The organism is Qipengyuania sp. L-5Y (genome assembly GCF_056859455.1).
In genome coordinates this window covers 126,375-145,004 of sequence record NZ_JBSXOM010000025.1, presented here as the reverse complement: position 1 = coordinate 145,004, position 18,630 = coordinate 126,375, and the positions used below count along the sequence as shown (strand labels likewise).

17 protein-coding genes and 1 tRNA gene are annotated in these 18,630 nt (G+C 63.0%); 9 read left to right on the top strand and 9 right to left on the bottom strand.

What is annotated here, in order from left to right; genetic code table 11:
- Position 1: 1 nt before the first annotated feature.
- Positions 2–601: a methionine biosynthesis protein MetW gene (metW, locus tag AC13F2_RS05810; protein ID WP_482964431.1), complete on the bottom strand. Its 600-nt coding sequence runs from the start codon at positions 599–601 to the stop codon at positions 2–4.
- Complete coding sequence (metX, locus tag AC13F2_RS05805; RefSeq protein WP_301642118.1) at positions 598–1,686, bottom strand: homoserine O-acetyltransferase MetX; 1,089 nt, start codon at positions 1,684–1,686, stop codon at positions 598–600. The genes metW and metX overlap by 4 nt, the downstream gene beginning before the upstream one ends.
- Positions 1,687–1,780: 94 nt before the next feature.
- Here metX and AC13F2_RS05800 point away from each other — a divergent pair, with 94 nt between their 5' ends.
- The 3 genes from AC13F2_RS05800 (at position 1,781) to AC13F2_RS05790 (ending at position 5,442) form a co-directional block, all read left to right on the top strand.
- On the top strand, positions 1,781–2,896 hold the full coding sequence (locus tag AC13F2_RS05800; RefSeq protein ID WP_482964432.1) for a pyridoxal phosphate-dependent aminotransferase: 1,116 nt from the start codon (positions 1,781–1,783) through the stop codon (positions 2,894–2,896).
- A complete protein-coding gene (locus AC13F2_RS05795; protein WP_482964433.1) occupies positions 2,893–3,798 on the top strand; it encodes a prephenate/arogenate dehydrogenase family protein in 906 nt (301 codons plus the stop codon). Before AC13F2_RS05800 ends, AC13F2_RS05795 begins: the two co-directional genes overlap by 4 nt.
- Positions 3,799–3,960: 162 nt before the next feature.
- Positions 3,961–5,442: a sulfotransferase domain-containing protein gene (locus AC13F2_RS05790; protein ID WP_482964434.1), complete on the top strand. Its 1,482-nt coding sequence runs from the start codon at positions 3,961–3,963 to the stop codon at positions 5,440–5,442.
- A gap of 22 nt (positions 5,443–5,464) precedes the next feature.
- On the opposite strand, the gene AC13F2_RS05785 is transcribed toward AC13F2_RS05790, so the two are convergent.
- The 4 genes from AC13F2_RS05785 to ftsE are packed head-to-tail and all read right to left on the bottom strand — an operon-like array spanning position 5,465 to position 8,348.
- Positions 5,465–6,166, bottom strand: coding sequence for a lysophospholipid acyltransferase family protein (locus tag AC13F2_RS05785; RefSeq protein ID WP_482964435.1), 702 nt, complete (start codon positions 6,164–6,166; stop codon positions 5,465–5,467).
- A 6-nt stretch (positions 6,167–6,172) separates the two neighbouring features.
- A complete protein-coding gene (locus AC13F2_RS05780; RefSeq protein WP_221596347.1) occupies positions 6,173–6,703 on the bottom strand; it encodes a YdcF family protein in 531 nt (176 codons plus the stop codon).
- A complete protein-coding gene (locus AC13F2_RS05775; protein ID WP_482964436.1) occupies positions 6,700–7,632 on the bottom strand; it encodes a cell division protein FtsX in 933 nt (310 codons plus the stop codon). The genes AC13F2_RS05780 and AC13F2_RS05775 overlap by 4 nt, the downstream gene beginning before the upstream one ends.
- Entirely contained in the window at positions 7,629–8,348 is a 720-nt protein-coding gene (gene ftsE / locus AC13F2_RS05770) for a cell division ATP-binding protein FtsE (RefSeq protein WP_248284505.1), read from the bottom strand. Before ftsE ends, AC13F2_RS05775 begins: the two co-directional genes overlap by 4 nt.
- 160 nt (positions 8,349–8,508) lie before the next feature.
- Between ftsE and AC13F2_RS05765 the strand changes: the two genes are divergently transcribed.
- From AC13F2_RS05765 to AC13F2_RS05750, 4 genes are all read left to right on the top strand, one after another.
- Complete coding sequence (locus AC13F2_RS05765; RefSeq protein WP_482964437.1) at positions 8,509–9,360, top strand: zinc-ribbon domain-containing protein; 852 nt, start codon at positions 8,509–8,511, stop codon at positions 9,358–9,360.
- A 111-nt stretch (positions 9,361–9,471) separates the two neighbouring features.
- A tRNA-Leu gene (locus AC13F2_RS05760) sits at positions 9,472–9,558 on the top strand.
- A gap of 251 nt (positions 9,559–9,809) precedes the next feature.
- A complete protein-coding gene (locus AC13F2_RS05755) occupies positions 9,810–12,221 on the top strand; it encodes a TonB-dependent siderophore receptor (RefSeq protein ID WP_482964438.1) in 2,412 nt (803 codons plus the stop codon).
- The gene (locus tag AC13F2_RS05750) at positions 12,221–13,468 is read left to right on the top strand and encodes a PepSY-associated TM helix domain-containing protein (protein ID WP_482970455.1); all 1,248 of its coding nucleotides are present in this window, start codon (positions 12,221–12,223) and stop codon (positions 13,466–13,468) included. Before AC13F2_RS05755 ends, AC13F2_RS05750 begins: the two co-directional genes overlap by 1 nt.
- 30 nt (positions 13,469–13,498) lie before the next feature.
- On the opposite strand, the gene AC13F2_RS05745 is transcribed toward AC13F2_RS05750, so the two are convergent.
- Positions 13,499–14,251: a nucleotidyltransferase family protein gene (locus AC13F2_RS05745; protein WP_482964440.1), complete on the bottom strand. Its 753-nt coding sequence runs from the start codon at positions 14,249–14,251 to the stop codon at positions 13,499–13,501.
- Entirely contained in the window at positions 14,248–15,594 is a 1,347-nt protein-coding gene (locus AC13F2_RS05740) for a lipopolysaccharide biosynthesis protein (protein WP_482964441.1), read from the bottom strand. Before AC13F2_RS05740 ends, AC13F2_RS05745 begins: the two co-directional genes overlap by 4 nt.
- 128 nt (positions 15,595–15,722) lie before the next feature.
- Here AC13F2_RS05740 and AC13F2_RS05735 point away from each other — a divergent pair, with 128 nt between their 5' ends.
- Both AC13F2_RS05735 and AC13F2_RS05730 read left to right on the top strand, forming a co-directional pair.
- On the top strand, positions 15,723–16,901 hold the full coding sequence (locus AC13F2_RS05735; RefSeq protein ID WP_482964442.1) for a hypothetical protein: 1,179 nt from the start codon (positions 15,723–15,725) through the stop codon (positions 16,899–16,901).
- Positions 16,901–17,995 (top strand): glycosyltransferase family 4 protein, encoded by a 1,095-nt coding sequence (locus AC13F2_RS05730; protein ID WP_482964443.1) that lies wholly within the window; start codon positions 16,901–16,903, stop codon positions 17,993–17,995. The genes AC13F2_RS05735 and AC13F2_RS05730 overlap by 1 nt, the downstream gene beginning before the upstream one ends.
- Here the strand turns inward: AC13F2_RS05730 and AC13F2_RS05725 are convergent.
- Positions 17,982–18,629: an HAD family hydrolase gene (locus AC13F2_RS05725; protein ID WP_482964444.1), complete on the bottom strand. Its 648-nt coding sequence runs from the start codon at positions 18,627–18,629 to the stop codon at positions 17,982–17,984. The two genes, AC13F2_RS05730 and AC13F2_RS05725, sit on opposite strands and share 14 nt — an antisense overlap.
- Position 18,630: the final 1 nt, after the last annotated feature.

Below are 18,630 nucleotides of genomic sequence, written 5' to 3'. Positions count from 1 at the left end.
ATCAGCGCGAAAGTTCGAAGACAGCGAATTCGGCGCGCATATTGGCGCCCGCACGCGATACCGGCCGCTTGCCGGCAAAATACCAGTCCCGCACTATCGTAGCGCCTTTTTCGCGAGCCAGTTCGCGAAAATCGTGGACCGTGACGTGGTGGATGTTCTGCGTTTCATACCAGCTTACCGGAATGCTCCGCGTCACCGGCATCCGCCCGCCGAACATCAGCGCCGCGCGCGTGCGCCAGTGGGCGAAATTGGGAAAGCTGACGAAGGCCCGCGTGCCCACTCTAAGCAATTCGTCGAGCATCCGGTCGGGCCGCGAGGCGGTCTGCAGCGTCTGGCTGAGGACGGCATAATCGAAGCCCTTGTCGGGATAATCGCCGAGGTCGCTGTCCGCATCGCCCTGCACCACCGAAAGGCCCTGCGATACGCAACGCTCGACACAGGCGCCGTCGATTTCGATCCCGCGCACGTCGCAGCCCTTGTTGCGCAGGGCCATCATCAGCACGCCGTCCCCGCAACCGATATCCAACACTCTGCTTTCGGGCGTGATCCGGCTGGCAATAGCTGCCAGATCGGGACGTTGATCGATTGCCGCCGCGCTCATCCCAGGAACCCCCCGATCACCCGGTCAAGCGCCGGCACATCGAGCAGGAAACTGTCATGCCCATGCGGTGCAGACAGTTCGACGAAGCTGACCGCAGCCCCTGCAGCATTGAGCGCATGCACCACATGGCGACTTTCGCTGGTTGGATAGAGCCAGTCACTATCGAAGCTGACGAGGCAGAAGCGCGCATCCGTTCCGGCGAAAGCATCGGCCAGTTTGCCGCCGTGTTCTTCGGCCAGATCGAAATAATCCATCGCCCGCGTGATATAGAGATAGCTGTTGGCATCGAAGCGGCGGGTAAATCCGCTGCCCTGATAGCGCAGATAGCTTTCGACCTGAAAATCGGCATCGAAGCCAAAGCTCTTGGCCTCACGATCCTGAAGGTTGCGGCCGAACTTGCCCGTCAGCGCCTCTTCGGAAAGATAGGTGATATGCGCTGCCATGCGCGCAACGGCCAGGCCGTTGTCGGGCCCATCGCCGCCGTAATAACTCCCGTCCTGCCAGCGTGGATCGGCCATGATGGCCTGACGGCCAAGTTCGTGAAAGGCGATATTCTGCGCCGAGTGCCGGCTGGTCGATGCAATCACCAGCACGCGGCGCGCCCGATCGGGCCAGTTCGCCGCCAGGCTGAGGGCCTGCATCCCGCCCATCGAACCGCCGACCACGGCGTGAAGCGTTTCTATATCGAGCATATCCAGCAACCCGATATGCGCGCGGACCATGTCGCGGATGGTGATGACGGGAAAGCGCATGGCGTAAGGATGGCCATCGCTCGCCTCGCTCGCCGGGCCCGTAGAACCCATGCAACTGCCGATGACATTGGCACAGATGATATGAAAACGGTCCGTATCGATCGGCTTGCCCGGCCCGACCATCCGTTCCCACCAACCGGGCTTGCCCGTTATCGGATGCGGAGAGGCGACATACTGATCCCCCGTGAGGGCATGGCACAGAAGGATCGCGTTCGACCGGTCCGCATTCAGTTCGCCATAGGTTTCAAACGCCAGTTCCACGCGCGTCAGTTCGCCCCCGCCATCGAGCGGCAGCGAACCGGGGAGCGTCAGTGTTTGCGAGTGGGCGTTCAAATCGGACCTTGGGGTGAAACAATCAAACCCTGTCTCTATCGCCTAGCCTTGCGCTTGTCGAAGGGCCGATATTCTTTCATGCGAAGAAACTGACATGGCAGCGAGCGAGAAAATGGACCGGCCCAACATGAAACCCTGGATCGAGGGCATCCATGCCTATGTTCCGGGCAAGTCCAGGGGTGAGGACGGGCGCAAGCTGGTCAAGCTGTCGGCCAACGAGAACCCGATGGGTTGCAGCCCGGCTGTGCTCGCCGCTCTGGCGCAGGGGCATGAACCCCACCTCTACCCCGACCCCGACGCCACGGCGCTGCGCGAAGCGATCGGCGCACTTCACGGCATCGATGCGGCGCGGATCGTGTGCGGCACCGGTTCTGGCGAATGCCTCCATGGCGCGGTACAGGCATTTGCGGGCCCCGGCGACGAGGTGCTGTTCCCGCGCTATTCCTTTTCGCTCTACCCCCTGCTTGCGCACAAGGTCGGCGCGACGGTCGTGCTGGCTGAAGACACGGACTATGCGCCCGACGTGGACAAGCTGCTCGCCGCAGTGACGGAGCGCACACGGGTCGTCCTGCTCGACAATCCCAACAACCCGGTCGGCACATGGCTGCCGCGTGACGAAGTTGCCAGACTGCATGCCGGACTGCCGACGAACATGCTGCTGGTGATCGACCAGGCCTATGCCGAATTCCTCGACGAAGGCGAGGACGATGGAGGTATGGAACTGGCCGCGAACAACGACAATGTGCTCGTCACCCGAACGTTCGCCAAGGCCTATGGCATCGCGGGCGAACGCGTGGGCTGGGCGACCGGTGCGCCGCATCTGATCGATGCGCTGAACCGGCTGCGCGGGGCGTTCAATATCACGGCGAGCGGGCAACGTGCGGCGCTGGCGGCGCTGTCCGACCAGAGCTTCGTCGCCGCATCGCGGGATGCGAACATTGCGGCACGCGCGCGCTTCGCCGAACAGATCGAAGCGCTGGGAAATCATGGCCTTCGCGCGCTACCGAGCAAGGCGAATTTCGTGCTGGTCGTATTCGAAGGCGCGCTTGCGGCGGAAACTGCACTGCAGGCCATCGCCGCGGCCGGCTATGCCGTGCGCCACCTGCCCGGCCAGGGCCTGCCGCAGGCGCTGCGGATCACCATCGGCACGCCGTCCCAGATGGACGAGATCGCTGCGGTGCTGCGCAGCCTGTGCGGAGCGCAGTCATGACTATCGAACGCGTCGCCATCGTCGGGCTCGGGCTGATCGGCGGATCGGTCGGGCTGGCGGTGCAGCAGATGCTACCCGGCATGACGACGACGGGATGGGATGCCGATCCCGATGTGCGCCAGCGCGCAGCCGGGCGCCGGCTTGTGGGCGAGGTCTGCGACACGGTTGCCGAGGCGGTCCGCGGGGCGGATCTGGTGATCCTTTGCGTACCTGTCGGCGCGATGGGCTATGCTGCCGAAGCGATCGCACCGCATCTCGAACCCGGCGCAATCGTCAGCGATGTGGGCTCGTCCAAGAGCAGCGTGGGCGATGCCCTTGCGGCCGCCCTTCCGGATGCGATCGTCATTCCCGCGCACCCCGTCGCCGGGACGGAGAATAGCGGGCCGGATGCCGGATTTCCCGAGCTCTTCCGGCATCGCTGGTGCATCGTCACGCCCGGCAAGAATACACCGCCGGACGCTGTGGACGCGCTCACCCGGTTCTGGGAAGGACTGGGGGCGACGGTCGAGATCATGGATGCCGAACATCACGACCTGGTGCTCGCGGTGACCAGCCACATTCCGCACCTCATCGCCTATACGATCGTCGGCACGGCCAGCGATCTGGAGGATGTGACGCGGGGCGAGGTGATCAAGTATTCGGCCGGCGGGTTCCGCGATTTTACGCGTATCGCCGCCAGCAACCCCACCATGTGGCGCGATGTCTTCCTGTCCAATCGCGATGCCGTGCTCGAAGTACTGGGCCGCTTCACCGAAGATCTCAGCCGCCTTCAGCGCGCCATCCGCAATGGCGACGGCGACACGCTGTTCGACCTGTTCGACAAGACCCGCACCATCCGCCGCTCGATCATCGAGGAAGGCCAGGATGATGCCAGACCCGATTTCGGACGCGGAGATCATTGAAGCGCTGCATCGCCAGGGGAATCGTACCGTCTCGGCGCACCCATTAACCATAATGATACCCCCATTTGCGGGTCTGGTAAGAAAGCTGGGACGTTTTATTGTCGACTGACTGAGCTCGCTTGCACATCAACAACCTCGGAGCCATGTCTGATGGCGATTCGCATGTTTTTCCGGGATTTCGCGTTTTCGGCAGGCGAGTTGCTTCTACCCAAATCGATCCGGAACAAAGGCGCGCTGCTCGCGATGCGGCGCCTAGCGAGTGCCTGGGCGAGAGACGGCTATGTCCTGTCCTATCCAAAGTCCGGCAGAACCTGGCTTCGAACGATGCTCGGCAGCATGGTGTGCGCTCAGTATGGGCTCAAGGTCGAAAACCCGATGGAGCTTCAGCACTTCTGGAAACTTTCGTCGGGCATTCCGAACATCGGCTTCACTCATGACGACAGCCCCAACCTCAAGTTCGGGCACGAGGCAGAAGAAGACAAGTCCCGCTATCGCAATAAGCGGGTTCTGCTGCTCACGCGCGATCCGCGTGACGTTCTGGTATCCTATTATTTCGACGCCAAGAATAGAATGAAGGTGATCGATTGCGATATCTCGTCCTTCATTCACGAAGAAAAGGGCAGCGTCGACGCAATCGTAGCGTTCTATAATGCCTGGGCCGAAGCGCGTTATGTGCCGCGTGATTTCCTCTGGGTTTCTTACGAGGAAATGCATGCAGATCCTCGGCAAGTCATCCGCAGCACGGCGAAATTTCTCGGTCTTCCCGATCCGGATGAAACCCTGCTTCAGGAAATCGTCGAAAAGGCATCGTTCCGTAACATGCGCAAGGCCGAGCTGCATGACAGCTTCGGCCACGAGCGCCTACGCCCGGCAGATCCGCATAATCCGGAAAGCTTCAAGGTACGCCGAGGGAAGGTGGGAGGCTATGTCGATTATCTTTCCAGCGAAGACATCGCCTATGTCGATGCCTACATAGATCGCCACCTCCATCCGTTCTTTGCCTGTTATTACAGCAAAGAGAAGGTGGCGCCCTCCGGGAAGGAACTTGCTCCCACCACAGGACAGATCCAGGCACCTACCATCGCCAGTATTGGACTGGCGCAGAACACCGAATTGCGTGCGAGCAACGACAACCATCGCCGCGAGCGATTCATGAGGCTGTCCGCAGCAGTCGCCTTGTTCGCCAGCGGCTGGATCGCCAACGCGCTCGATGCGAATTTCGCCCCGCCCGCGAGCGCGGCATCGCTTATCAGTGAAGCTCAGGAAGCCTATGTCGCGAGCAGCGTGCGCGCGAAAATGGTTTCGCAAATAGAGACCAGCGACGTCGACAGAGGCGAAATTTTCGATGCCACCGGTGTCGATCTGCCCGAAATTCCCGTCGACTGGGTAGTGACCGATGCCCAGCTCTACCCATCCGATCTGGGAAATTCGGTCGTGCTGACCATGGTCACGGCAGATGACGAACGAGTATCCCTGTTTGCAGCAGAAGAAGACACATCCATTGGCGACAGCCCGTCGATGGAGCTGAACAACGGCGTTCCGGTTGCGTACTGGGAAGATGGCGAGGCCGCGCTCGCCTTGGTTGGGGAACTGGAGGGGCCCCGGTTACTGGAGCTTGCCACTACTCTCGATCGCGAATCCTGATCCCTGCCTCAGCAGATTATAATCAAGGCGCGATATCAGAGCCCCTCTCATTGAGCGCGTTGATTGCCGCGAGGACCCGTTTCTCGATCTCGGGACGGGGCAGCCCCGGTGGGATCGGTTCGCCGAAGCGGTAGATGATCCGACCCGGCTTTTTCAGCCGTTTGTGGTACACCGGCCCGCTATTCACGGCGACGGGGACCACTGGCAGACCGAGCATCTTGTAAAGTCCGGCAAAGCCCGATTGCAGCGGGCGTACCTCGCCATGGGGTACGCGCGTGCCTTCCGGGAAGATCACCAGCGGGCGTCCGTCAGCAACCAGTGCCTTGGCCGATCGGATCATCTGCATCAGTGCTTTGGCGCCGGCCTCGCGGGCCACAGGCACAAGGCCGAAAGACGCAGCGGCACGGCCCCAAAGCGGAATGTTGAAGAGTTCCTGCTTGGCGAACACGCTTGGCGTGTCGAACAGGGCAGGCGCATCGATCGCCTCGAAGAAGCTCTCGTGCTTGATCGCATAGAGCACCGGTTCTTCGAGCGGGGCGCCTTCCAATACCAGTTCGCAACCGAGCAGATTGACCAGACACCAGCGCTGCCACTGCGCCCAGTTGCGCACGCGCCGACGAAAGGCCTCGACGCTGAAGGTCAGGGCGATAAGCGATGCGGAGGTGATCAGCAGGCTGCCGATGTAGAAAGCGAAGTAAAAGGCGATATTGCGGATGAAGCGCATCACGGATCAGCTCGGCAAGCCTTGCGACACCACTGCGGCGAGCAGCTTGTTATATTCCAGAAACAGCGTCGCCAGGCTGGGGTGGGACGTGACGGCATCCTCCACTACGCGGATATCGGGTGGCAGCGTTTCCTCGAATTCCGAGCTGGCGCGGGCCATGTGCCAATCGGTCGTCACCAGACGGACGGAGGTAAACTTGTTTTCCCGCAGCCACTGGGCAGCTTCACCGGCATTGGTGCGCGTGTCCACAGCAAGGTAGCCGAGCTTTACGCAGCATTCCATCGTGCCGCGCGACACGTCGAATTCAGCGGCAAATTCGGCGGGACGAACCTCGGGATCGACACCGGACACGAACATTTCCTTCGCCAGCCCCTGATCCACCACCGACAGGCCGCGCGCAATCCGGCCTGGACCTCCGGTCAGTACGATGACGGCATCGGTCGGCTCGCCCGCGAGGGGCTTTGGCAGCGAAACGGCAAAGCCGAGAAAGCCGAATGCGTAGACCAGCAAAGCGGCGGCAAAGAAACGGAGGATCACAGAATTTTCCTGAGCGTGGCAAGCACGGTGAACCGCGCCGTCAGCACCGCTAGAACAACCGCCCCCACGGGGACAAGTGCCAAGACCAGCCAGTCCGACATTTGCAGGCCGCCCCCGGCAACCAGGCCGGAATCGAGTGCCGAGAACTGCAGGCCCATCAGCCAGACCGCTGCAGTGCCGATCACGAAGCCGAGCGTTCCGCCGACTGCCGCATCGGCAAGGATGGATCGCTGGAAGATCCGCGCGATCTGGTCGTCGTTACCGCCAAGCAAGTGAACGATCTCGATCGTGTCGCGATTGGTGCCGAGCGCATTGCGCGCTGCCAGCCAGACGGCGGCTGCCCCGGTGAAGGCCAGCAGGCCGATCAGCCCCAATGCCGCCCAGCCCAGTGCCGACAATGCAGACAGCACCGGCGCAAGCCATTGCGCCTGTGCATCGATACGCGCGGCGGGCGCACGCTCGGCCAGCAGGTCGCGCAGCCGTTCGAGTGTCGCCTCGTCGGCGTCGTCGGTCAGCCGCAGATCGATCAATGCCGGGATAGGGACGGTATCCTGTGGGTTGTCGGTACCCAGCCAGGGTTCGAGCAATTGCTCGACAGTTTCCCGAGGCACGATCTCGAGTTCTTCGACAGCGCCGTCCTGCGACAGGATAGCGGCTGCCTCCTGCGCCTGTCGGTCGCGCTGGCCCGGATCGGCTTCGACGATCTGCACTGTTGCACTGCCCGCCAGATCGCCACGTGCCCGATCGGATAGGTTGTCCAGCGCCAGCCCACCGCCCGCGGCAAGTACGGTCAGCGCCACCATGATCGCGATGACCCAGGGCATCGGCCCGCCCAGCCGGGCACGGGGCAGCAGATGAGCGGCGCGGCGCCCACGAAAGGGTGCGAGCCCGCGCTCCACGGCCCGGGTAAGCGCCGGCGGCCTAGTCATGTACCTGCCCCGACCCGGCGCGGGGGATAGCGAAGGGCACCGGTCGGATCGGCCAGCATTCCCTTGTCGAGCCGCATGATCAGAGAATCGGGAACCTTGCGCAGCAAATGCACATCGTGGGTCGCGACCACCACGGTGGTGCCCAGCCGGTTGAGCGCTTCGAACAGGCGGATGAGCTTGAGCGCCATTTCGGGATCGACGTTTCCGGTCGGCTCGTCAGCCACCAGCATGTCGGGCCGTCCGATTACCGCGCGAGCAATGGCGACACGCTGCTGTTCGCCGCCCGAAAGAGTGGCGGGCCGCGCATCGGCCCGCTGCGCGAGCCCGACCCATTCCAGCATGTCGGCAACCGGCGCCTGCAGGTCCGCTTCGCGCACGCCGGCAACGCGCAGGGGCAGGGCGACATTGTCGAAGGCGGACAGATGGTCGACCAGGCGGAAGTCCTGAAACACCACGCCCATGCGCCTGCGATAGGCGGGCAAACGATCGCGCGGCAGCGTGATCACGTCGGTGCCGAACATCCGGATCGCCCCGCGCGAGGGACGCTGGGCGAGATAGAGCAGCTTGAGCAAAGACGTCTTGCCGGCCCCGCTGGCTCCAGTGAGAAAATAGAAACGGCCCGGGAACAGAGTGAACGATACGTTGGACAGCACTTCGCGATCGGTACCGTAACGCAAGCCGACATTGTCGAATTGCACGATCTCATCTTCGGCCATGCTCACTGCCCGGCCAGTGGGATAAAGAGAAAAGGAGCACCCGCCATCGTCGCAAACAGCCTATAACCACGCTTGCATGTGGAAAAAAGCGGTTCTTGCGCTTTGCGAACAGGCCTGTCGCTTGTCGTGATTCGCATGGCACCTTAAGGCTTGGGTCATCATGATCATTGCCTGTCCTGCCTGTGCCACGCGCTACGTCGTTCCCGACAGCGCTATCGGTATCGAAGGGCGGACCGTGCGTTGTGCGAAATGCAAACACAGCTGGTTCCAGGATGGGCCCGATGCGGATCGGCTCGCGGCAGTTCAGGATATTCCTGCGCCGTCACCCGCACCGCCCGCTCCGCCGCCGGCGCCGCCCAAGGCTTCGCCACCCCGCACCAGCGCAGCGGTCTACACCGATCCCGCAGTGGCGGATCGCGGTAATCAGGCTCCCGCAGCAGAAGAGATGCCGCCGCGGGATGGACCGGATTTCGACGAGACTGCCCCGCCCTATGGCGATGTGCAGGACGATCTGCCTCCTCCCCCCAGGCCGGAAGACGAGCGCGGGCCGTCGCGCTTCGATCATGCCCCGCCCTTCAGGCGGCGGCTCAACATCAATCGCCTTTGGACTTGGGCGGCAGCGATCTTTGCGGTGATCGCCCTCGGGACCGTGGTGGCGGTCAATTACGTCGGCGTGCCCGAATGGGTGCCGGTCACGCGTCCACTGTTCGGCGCTGCCCAACCCGATCTCGAACTGTCGTTCCCCGTCGAGCAGCAGGAACGACGCACGCTTCCCAACGGCACCGAGTTTTTCGGGGCGCGGATCATCGTCAAGAATACGGCGCGCGAAACCCGGCCAATCCCGCCGATCCTGATCGTGCTGCGCGATCAGCGCGAACGGCAGGTCTACAGCTGGGTCGTGCAGCCGCCGCAGTCGAGCCTTGCGCCTGGCGAGGATCTGACGATCAATGAAGCGGTAACCGACGTGCCCAAATCGGCAGTTTTTGCCGATGTGGGCTGGGCACCGCGCTAGGTTTCCATTTCACGCAATAAAGATGCTTGCCGGGGCGATGCGCCACTGCTAGTGGCGCGCTCCTACCGACGGGGGCGACGCCAAGCGGATTCGCTCCCGAGCAGACTGTGTGCGGTCGTGGCGGAACTGGTAGACGCGCAACGTTGAGGTCGTTGTGGCCGCAAGGCCGTGGAAGTTCGAGTCTTCTCGACCGCACCAAACAGTCCATCCCCCTGACAATCGGCTCCGACGATGGAGCCATCGAATCCCGTTGATCGCGGCGCCGCGTCGACGGCGAATGCGCCGCCCGATCGCGTGCGGCCGGCTTAGATCAGTGGCGCTGGCACGCCGGCGATCCTATCCAAACTAAACCATAACCGGCGCGCAACTGTGCTATTGAGAGCCATTATCATTGACGGCACCATGCGATCCACCTAGGCGACTTGCGAACGATTCGCAGGAGGGTGTTCGTGAGGGGTTATCTATCGATCGGTGCGGCGGCTGTGGCTTTGCTTCATGCGCCGGCTGCAGCGAAGCCGGTCGAGCAGGGCGAAGCGGACCTAAGCCCGCATATCGGCGCGGCCGCTTCGGGTTTGCTCCATGCGCCAGCTTCAGCAGAGCAGGCCGAACAGGCGGGCGCCGACCTAAGCCCGCAGATGGGTGCGACCGCTTCGGGCATGCTGCATGCGCCAGCTTCAGCAGAGCACGCCGGACAGGCGGGAGCGGACCTGAGCTCGCACAACCGTGCGACATCCGTAGCTTCGCTTCACGCGCCGGATGCGGCGGAGCAGGTCGAACGCGATCAGGCGGCCCCAGGCTCACAGAACGGTGCGAGCGCCATTTCCGATGACGATGCGGATGCCATCGTCGTCACCGGGCGCGCGCAGAAGCTGTACCGGGTGGAAGAGACCAGCTCGGGAAAGCTCGACACCCCGCCCCTCGAATCCAGCCTCGTCATCACGACGATCACGGAGCAGTTGATCGAAGATCAGGGCGCACGCGATGCACAGGATCTCTATCGGAACATCTCCGGCGTGAGTTTCTTCTCCTACGCCGGAGTGACGGCGCGCGGCTTCCGGCAGGAGGAAATCTTCTATGACGGGCTGCGCGGCGACCCCTATGCCGGATTTTCCGTCCCGCAGCTGTTCAACGTGCAGCGGGTCGAATTCCTGAAGGGACCGAGCGGAATGCTCTATGGCCCCGGCGCACCGGGCGGCCTGTTCAACTACATCACCAAGAAAGCGCAGGCCGACAGGTTCGAAGGTCAGGTCAAGGCGATCGCCGGCACCGAAGATCGCTGGGGCGGTTCGGCCGAACTCAACGTGCCGCTTGGTCGAGGCTTTGCGGCACGTGGCGGCCTGTTCTACGAAGATCGCGGCACCTTCCGGTTCAATGCCGCTTCGCGCACGCTGATTGCCGATGGCGGGGTGTCGTTCGATCCCGGTCCGATCCGTGTGGACATCCAGGCGACCCGCTACGACCAAGAGCTCGACGCCAACCGCATTCGCGGTGTGCCGGTGGACGATAACGGCAAGTTCCTCACCGATCGGCGGTGGAATCACAACGAGCCGGGCGATTTTCTGAATCTCGAATCCGATGTGTTCCAGATGCGCATCGAAGCCGAACCGTTCGATGGCCTCTCGCTCGATGCGACGGCACGCTACAACAATGCGGTCGAGGTGCAGAACTATCACGAGCCGCGCGGCCTGTTCGATTCCGATGGGGACGGCGTGATCGATGCATCGATCCGCGAATTTCGCGACCAGATGCGCACGCAGGAAACCTGGTCGTTCGGGGGCAATGCGGTCTGGGCAACGCAGCTGTCCGACACGATCGGAAACCGTGTGCTTGCCGGGTTCGACCATTTCATTTCGGACCAGTATTTCCAGGGCCGCTCGCTGCGCGGGACAACGCAGGCCACGCCCGGCCTCCCCAACCCCATCAGCCTGTTCGATCCGCAATACGGCCTGTCCGACCCTGCAACCTACGAGCAGGGGCCGTTCAATGTGACGCTGACCGAAGGGACGCGCACCGGTTATTACCTGTTGAACGAACTCACGATCGGCAGGCTCATACTTACCGGGGGTATTCGCCGCGACAGCTTCCGCGACGATGCCGACGGAACGGTGTTCGAAGACAAGGAAACGACCTATCGCGCAGGTGCAGTCTATCGGATCACAGACGATATTTCCGCCTTCGGGCAATATGCCACCAGTTTCGAGCCGCAGAGTGCGAGTTCGCAGAACCCGCTGGCAGGCGGCCCGTTCGCACCGACCGAGGGCGACATCTACGAGGGTGGGCTGAAAACCGCGCTGATGGGCGGCCGAATACAATCGTCCCTTTCCGCCTATCGCATTCGGCGAACGAATATCCTTCAGACCGACCCACGGGGCGATATCGGCGATGACGGGGTCGACGATCTCGTGTCGATTGGCGAAATCACCAGCAAAGGGATCGAGTTCGATCTGGCAGCGGACATCACGCCCGATTGGGTGGTCACGGTTGCCTATGGCTATAACGACACCCGCATCACGGCGGACAATGGCGGTGGCGGCTTTTCGAACGCTGTAGGTGACCGTTTCGCCAACGCACCGGAACATCAGCTCGGCTTCTGGACCCGCTACCAGTTTCCCATGCTCGGTCTGGCGGCGGCAGTCGGCGGCGATTACGTATCGAGCCGCGTGAGCATCGATGGCCAGCCGGTCAACGCGTACATGGTGTTCGACGCCTCGCTCATCTACGAGACCGGCCCGATCCGGGCGATGGCGCGCGTCGACAATCTGTTCGACAAGACTTACGCCGCGTCGGGTTTCATCTCGCGCACCGGACACTTCCCCGGCGAGCCGCGTTCGGCTTTTCTCGAAATCGGTTACCGCTTCTGATGGAAATGGCGCGCACGCTCGGTAGCGGGGTACGCCCGCTCGACAAGGCCAAGCCCAGGCCCAAGGCTGCGCGCATATGGTGGGTCGTGCATCAGTGGACGGGGCTGAAGCTCAGCCTGTTCATGACCTTCATTCTCTTCACCGGGACGCTGGCCGTGTTGAGTGCGGAAATCGACTGGGTCCTCCAGCCGAGCCTGCGGGTTGCGCCATCCACTGTCGAAGGCCCGGTCGCCTGGGCGGACATCGCCGAGAATGCGTCCGGATATCCCGGCGTTTCAAAGGTCACATATATCAACGCGCCAACCGCTTCGGCCTTTGCTGCGAAAGTCACGGTCGAGAACAAGAATGGCGAGCTGTTCTTCCTGCACGCGCATCCCACGACCGGCGAAATTCAGGGAACCGGCCCCTGGGCAGGCGCGCAGCGTGTGCTCAGGAACATGCACCGCCATCTCAACTTGCCCACGTGGCTTGGCGTGCCGATCGTCACATCGCTCGCCTTCCTGTTGCTGATCACCCTGATCACGTCCTTCTTCGTGTACAAGAAGTGGTGGAGGGGCTTTGCCAAGCCGCTGCGCAAACGCGACGCCCGTACATGGTGGGGCGACTTTCACCGCCTGGCAGGGGTGTGGTCGCTGTGGTTCGTCGCGCTGATTTCGCTGACCGGCGTTTGGTATTTCATTGAAAGCCTGGGCGGCCAGGCTCCGCCCCAACCGAAGGTAGAACGCGAAGCCGTTGCCAGCGAGCGGACCGGCAGTGGAAACTTGCGCGCTTCAATCGATGCCGCGCTCGCAGCCTATCCGGGCCTTCGCGTGGAGGCGGTAGCCTTGCCCACCGACGATGCGGTGCTTCAGATCAACGGCGATTTCGAAGCGGTGCTGGTCCGCCCCCGTTCGAACGCGGTCTATGTCGACACCAGTACGAACGAGGTGCTGCTGACGACCGATGGACGCGATCTCAGCCTTCACCAGCGCATCGGCGAAATGGCAGACCCGCTGCATTTCGGATCTTTCGGCGGCTACTGGACCAAGCTGGTGTGGTTCCTGTTCGGTCTGGCGATGACGGCGCTGTCCGTTTCGGGGGCAGCCATCTATTCGCTGCGGATCGCACGCGAGCGAGGTGACAGGGTAGCGATCCGGCGGGGCTTTACAGGCATGTGGCAGGGCATGGGCCGCTGGCGTGCGCTGTCGGTGGCGCTGATCGGGATCGGGTTTATCCTGACCGCCTTCCTGATCCTGGGCATCCAGTAGCCTGCGGTCAGGCAGACCCGCCCCATCCGACTAGGCCGAGGATCGCGCCAGCAAGCCCCGGATATCTTCCAGGTCCTGGAGCTTGTCGACATCGACGGCAGCGAGCCCATCGGAAGCCCTAACCAACCGCGCTTCGATACCGATCCGCCGCCCCAATTGGGCAATGCCATCGCCCAGACCGAGACGGCCCAAGGCATAGGAGACAAGCGTGGACACCCCAAGCTTGCCGACTATCCGCCATGGCCGCTTGCGATCTTTTTCGACATTGTTCCACGTCGCAAGGGCGTGCTGGGCCCGGGAGGTTCGCAGGTAGAACAGATTGCAGCCCGACCATTCCCCGTCGGCAAATCGCAGATAGGTTCGCCGGCTTCCCGGCAAGGCGCGTTCGATGTCATCCCGTTTCGCCAGCGCGACGCCGAGATCGGCATCGTCCGGCGTCCCATTCACCAGTTCGCGTACCCATTCCGGACGCAGCAGGGCATGATCGGCGGTGGTCAGGACGAGCGGTGCGCCGAACCGGGCAAAGCCGATTGCGGCACTTTCACTCGGCCCCGCCCCTGTGGGCACAACCTCGCATTCCAGCAATCGGGCGAGGTCTGCGACAGGTCCTTCGTCGCATGACACGCCGATGCGCTCCATCCCGGCCAGTCGCAGCGCCGCCACGACCCGCTCGAGCAGCGGCCTGCCCTCTATCTCTATGAGCGCCTTGTGCGGTTTGCCTTCCAGTCCGGCAAGCGGATCGCCGCCGGCGCGCGTGCCGGCCAGCACCAGTGCCGATGTCACTTGGCCTGCTCCGCCTTCACCAGACTGCGCATCACATGCCACACGGTCGCGCTCATCAGCACCCACAATACGGCCATGCCGAAAGCTACCGCGATGCCGACGCCGATCGGTCCCATCGGTGACAGCAGCATGATCCCTACCCCTAGAACGGCGACAGCCGCCAGCCGGATCATCAGCGGATATTGGGCATGCCCTGTCGAATAGAGCATCGGCTCATAGGCGACAGATGCGAGTTCGAACGACGCAGCGACCGCCAGCGGGATGAGCACTGCCGCACCGGCGATATAGGCATCGCCGCCGATCAGCATCAGCAGCGGTTCGCCCAGGAAAATGGCGACCAGAGTGACACAGACCCCGCTCAACGCTGCAATCAGCGACACCTGGCGCACCAGCTTGCGGAACATGTCGATGGCCTGCGTGGTGCGTGCGACCGCGAATTCGGGGAAAATCGCGCGCGTCAGTATGCCCGACAGCTTGCCGATGCCCTGACCCAGCTGGTCGGCGAGGCGGTAGAGACCGGCCGCGCTCGTACCCAAGAGCAAACCGACGGCGAGCACCGGCCCCTGCTTGTAGATCGCATCGAGCGTCGAACTGCCGTAAGTTATGCCGAAGAATTTAGGCAGATCGGGGTGCGTCGACACGGTTTCGCGGAAATGGCCGAAGTTTTCGCGATTGAGCGCCTTGGGCACCAGGCGCCAGGCGACGATCCAGTAGAGCAATCCCGTGAGCAGATCGAAGAAGGCCCAGGCGAACAGAAAGCGCCCCACGGTCGGCCCGACCAGAATGATGATCAGCGACGCGATCAATCGGCCCGCAGGAACCACGGCTTCGACATAGGTGCCCAGATCGAACCGGTCGAGCACGCGAAGGATGCCATTGGGCGTCGTCATCCGCGACCACAGCAGGGCGACGTTGAACCAGAAAGCCATGTCGATGAATTCGGGATTGAGCGAAAGCGCTTCCCCGAAGCCGTAATAGACGACGAAGGCGACCATCGTTCCGAGCATCGCGCCGGACACATCGATGGCGCCGCACAGCCACACGATCCGCCCGAAACTGCGCCAGTCCTTGAGGCGCGACGGTTCGGCGCCGAACTTCACGACGGTCTGCCAGGTCTGGAAGCTCGCCACGGCGACCAGCGCAAGGCCGGTCGCGAATATGAGCGAGAAGTGACCGAAGTCCTTGAGACCGAGCGAGCGTGACAGAATGGCGAGATAGGCGATGGAGCAGATCGCCCCGAAGCCCTTGCCCCCCATCAGCCAGGCGACATTCTTGAAGATGTTGAGCAGACCGCCGCGCCGGTGCGGACCGGTTCGATCTTCCTCCATTGCCGCAAGTGTCATTCTCAATCCTAATGCGGCATGCGCGCCGATAGTCGGCGATGCGGTAGCGGCTGCGATCATTCTACGCAAATGCCGGGCGCTGGCTATTCACTTTGCATCGGCGGGCGGTTGCCCTATCCGCGCCGCCTATGGCCCGGGCAGTTTTCCTGTTCAATCACGATGCGGCGCATCAGGTGTCTCACCTCGCGCCGATCGCCGGCGCTATGGCGCGGCATCACCCCGAAGTCGAGACGACGGTCGCCTATGCCAGCCAGACCGTTCGTGCGCAGATCGAACGACTTGTCCGGCCGGAAGATGCCGCGCGCATGGGCTGGCACGAACTCGCCCTGCCCCGCCCCATCGCAGCCGCGACCGGTGTGCTGGACAAGATCGCCCCGGTGACGCGGCTCGCCCGTCTTCGCCTGCACCAACCGCTGTTCAAGGCGAGCGATGCCGTCGTTTCGACCGAGCGGACCTGCCTTAGGGTGAAACGCCGGCTGCGCCCCGGCACCGCACCGCTGTTCATCAGGGTGCCCCATGGCACGGGGGATCGCAGCGTCACATTCCACCCCGACCATCGCCAGTTCGATCTCAGCCTCGTTGCCGGACCGAAGTTGAAGGAACAGCTCGTCGCAAATGGCGTCGATGCGGCGAAGATCGAGGTCACCGGTTATTCCAAGTTCGAGGGCATCGATTTCGATGCGCAGCCCGATTTCTTCGCCAACGGTCGCCCGACCTTCGTCTACAACCCCCATTTCGATCCGCATCTGTCGAGCTGGTACGATGCCGGGCCCGACGTGCTGCGCTGGTTCGCCAGCGAAGCGGGCCAGGCCTATAATCTGATCTTCGCACCGCATGTAATGCTGTTCCGCAAGTCGGTCCACATCTCCCCTGAATACAAGGTAGGCAGGGTCCGCCCGGACATCCCCAACGAGGCGCGGGCGGCGCCCAATATTCTGATCGACACCGATGGCCCGCGCCTGTTCGACATGTCCTACATGCTCGCAGCGGACGGTTATATCGGCGATGCATCGAGCCAGATCTACGAGTTCCTCATGCGGCCAAGGCCGGTATTCCTGCTGGATCCGAACGCCGCGCTCGGCTCGCAGGGCGAGGAGGTGCTGCCCTTCCTGCGCACCGGGCCAAGGGTGGAGAGCGTAAACGATCTGGGATCGGCGATCGGCGGATGGGACGAGATCGGGTCGCGTTACCGTGCCGAGCAGGAGCGACTGATCGCACACACTTTCGCGCTGTCCGAAGTGCCCGCATCCCAGCGCGCTGCCGATGCCATCGCCGCCGCCATTGCGCGGCGAAATGGCGCTTTATGATGCGGATAGCCTACGTCATCAATTCGATGGAGGGCGGCGGCGCGCAGACCCCGCTGCCGAAGATCGTCGCCGCACTGGCAAAGGCGGGAGCACGCGTGCGTGTCCTCGCGCTCACCCGGCGAAACGGGCACGCGATCGAACGGTTGCAAGCCGCTGGCATCGATCCGCTCGTGCGCGACGGTGGTGAAAGCGACCAGATCGCTGCCTATCGCTGGATCTGCGAACAGGCCCGGGAATGGGGGGCGGATGCGATCTGGACCTCGCTGACGCGGGCGACGCTGCTGGGCCAGATCGCGGGCAGACGGCTGGGGCTCCCGGTCGTGAGCTGGCAGCATAACGCCTTTCTCAAGCCTTGGAACGAGCGGCTCCTGCGCTGGCGTGCGGATGCGGCCGATCTGTGGGTGGCGGACAGCGCGCAGGTGGCGGCCCTCACTCTCGACCGTCTCGGAGTAGCTGCAGAAAAGCTGGTCACCTGGCCGATCTTCGCCGCCGATCCCGATGCGCCCCAGGCCAGGCCGTGGCAGGCCGGAGAAACGTTGCGGATCGGGAGCCTCGGCAGGCTTCACCCCAACAAGGGCTATGACATTCTGATCGAGGCCCTCGCCAAGATGAACGCGGCGGCCACGCCAGCGATGCCGCCCTACCGCGTGGCGATCGCGGGGGAAGGGGCTGACGAAGCAAGCCTGCGCAGCCTTGCGGCGGACCGGGGTGTGGATCAGCTCGACTTCGTGGGATTTTCCGACACGAGCACCGATTTCCTGGCGGGGTTGCACCTCTATGTTCAACCCTCGCGCCGCGAAGGCTTCTGTATCGCCGCGCATGAAGCCATGCAGGCGGGCCTGCCCGTGATCGTTTCTAAAACCGGCGAAATGCCGTTCACGGTCGATACGCCCACTATCGGGCGAGTGGTGGAGGTTGCTGACGCGCAATCGCTGGCCGCGGCGCTGGGGGAATTGCTGAATGCGCCGCATAGCCTCGCCCCAATGGGAAGCGCGGCGCGCGAACGGGTGCTGCACAGATTTTCGCAGGAGAGGTTCGAGTTGAATGCGGCCGAGATCGTTCGCCGCCTCGAAGGTTTGGTCAGTCGGCGCTGATTATCCGCCAGCCCCGCGCTTTGGCTTTTTCCCTCTTGCGAGAACTTGCGCTGATGAAGATCGGCTCATAGGCCAGATCGAGCAGCGGCGCATCGGCGAAACTGTCGCTCACAAAGCGGAACTCTGCGTCTTCCAGCTGGTGATTTTGCTCCGCCGCCCATGCCCGGACCCGCGCCAGCTTGGTCTCGCCATAACAATTGCCGCCCACGATGGAGCAGCCATCCCAGCGCGTGCCGATCACGGTGTCGATATCGAGATGCCTGGCGAAGGCCGCCGCGTAAAATTCGAACGCCGCGGTCGCAATGGCGATGTGCGCGCCCTGCCTTCGGTCTTCCTCCAACAAAGCGAGTGTCGCCGGCATCAAGCCATCATCGGCAACGCGTCGATTGGCGAACTCCCTTCCGACATCCTGCAACGTGGCAAACCCGACCTTGCCGACCATCAGTTTCATCCCGCCGGTCTTGAGTGTCGTACGATCGTAAAGCCCGGCGCGATAGCCGATCATCATGGCTACCCAGACCGGAAGCAGCGCCAGCCTCCATGGCGCGATGCGCCGCGCCGCAAAGATCAGGAAAGGCGTAAAGGTCGCCCGCCGCGTCAACGTATTATCGAGATCGTATATGGCGATTCGCATT

Excerpts from the sequence above, each read along its gene's own strand:
- metW (WP_482964431.1), bottom strand. The coding sequence starts at position 601 with ATGAGCGCGGCGGCAATCGATCAACGTCCCGATCTGGCAGCTATTGCC.
- AC13F2_RS05800 (WP_482964432.1), top strand. The coding sequence starts at position 1,781 with ATGGCAGCGAGCGAGAAAATGGACCGGCCCAACATGAAACCCTGGATC.
- AC13F2_RS05795 (WP_482964433.1), top strand. The coding sequence starts at position 2,893 with ATGACTATCGAACGCGTCGCCATCGTCGGGCTCGGGCTGATCGGCGGA.
- AC13F2_RS05790 (WP_482964434.1), top strand. The coding sequence starts at position 3,961 with ATGTTTTTCCGGGATTTCGCGTTTTCGGCAGGCGAGTTGCTTCTACCC.
- AC13F2_RS05785 (WP_482964435.1), bottom strand. The coding sequence starts at position 6,166 with ATGCGCTTCATCCGCAATATCGCCTTTTACTTCGCTTTCTACATCGGC.
- AC13F2_RS05775 (WP_482964436.1), bottom strand. The coding sequence starts at position 7,632 with ATGACTAGGCCGCCGGCGCTTACCCGGGCCGTGGAGCGCGGGCTCGCA.
- ftsE (WP_248284505.1), bottom strand. The coding sequence starts at position 8,348 with ATGGCCGAAGATGAGATCGTGCAATTCGACAATGTCGGCTTGCGTTAC.
- AC13F2_RS05765 (WP_482964437.1), top strand. The coding sequence starts at position 8,509 with ATGATCATTGCCTGTCCTGCCTGTGCCACGCGCTACGTCGTTCCCGAC.
- AC13F2_RS05750 (WP_482970455.1), top strand. The coding sequence starts at position 12,221 with ATGGAAATGGCGCGCACGCTCGGTAGCGGGGTACGCCCGCTCGACAAG.
- AC13F2_RS05740 (WP_482964441.1), bottom strand. The coding sequence starts at position 15,594 with ATGACACTTGCGGCAATGGAGGAAGATCGAACCGGTCCGCACCGGCGC.
- AC13F2_RS05735 (WP_482964442.1), top strand. The coding sequence starts at position 15,723 with ATGGCCCGGGCAGTTTTCCTGTTCAATCACGATGCGGCGCATCAGGTG.
- AC13F2_RS05730 (WP_482964443.1), top strand. The coding sequence starts at position 16,901 with ATGCGGATAGCCTACGTCATCAATTCGATGGAGGGCGGCGGCGCGCAG.
- AC13F2_RS05725 (WP_482964444.1), bottom strand. The coding sequence starts at position 18,629 with ATGCGAATCGCCATATACGATCTCGATAATACGTTGACGCGGCGGGCG.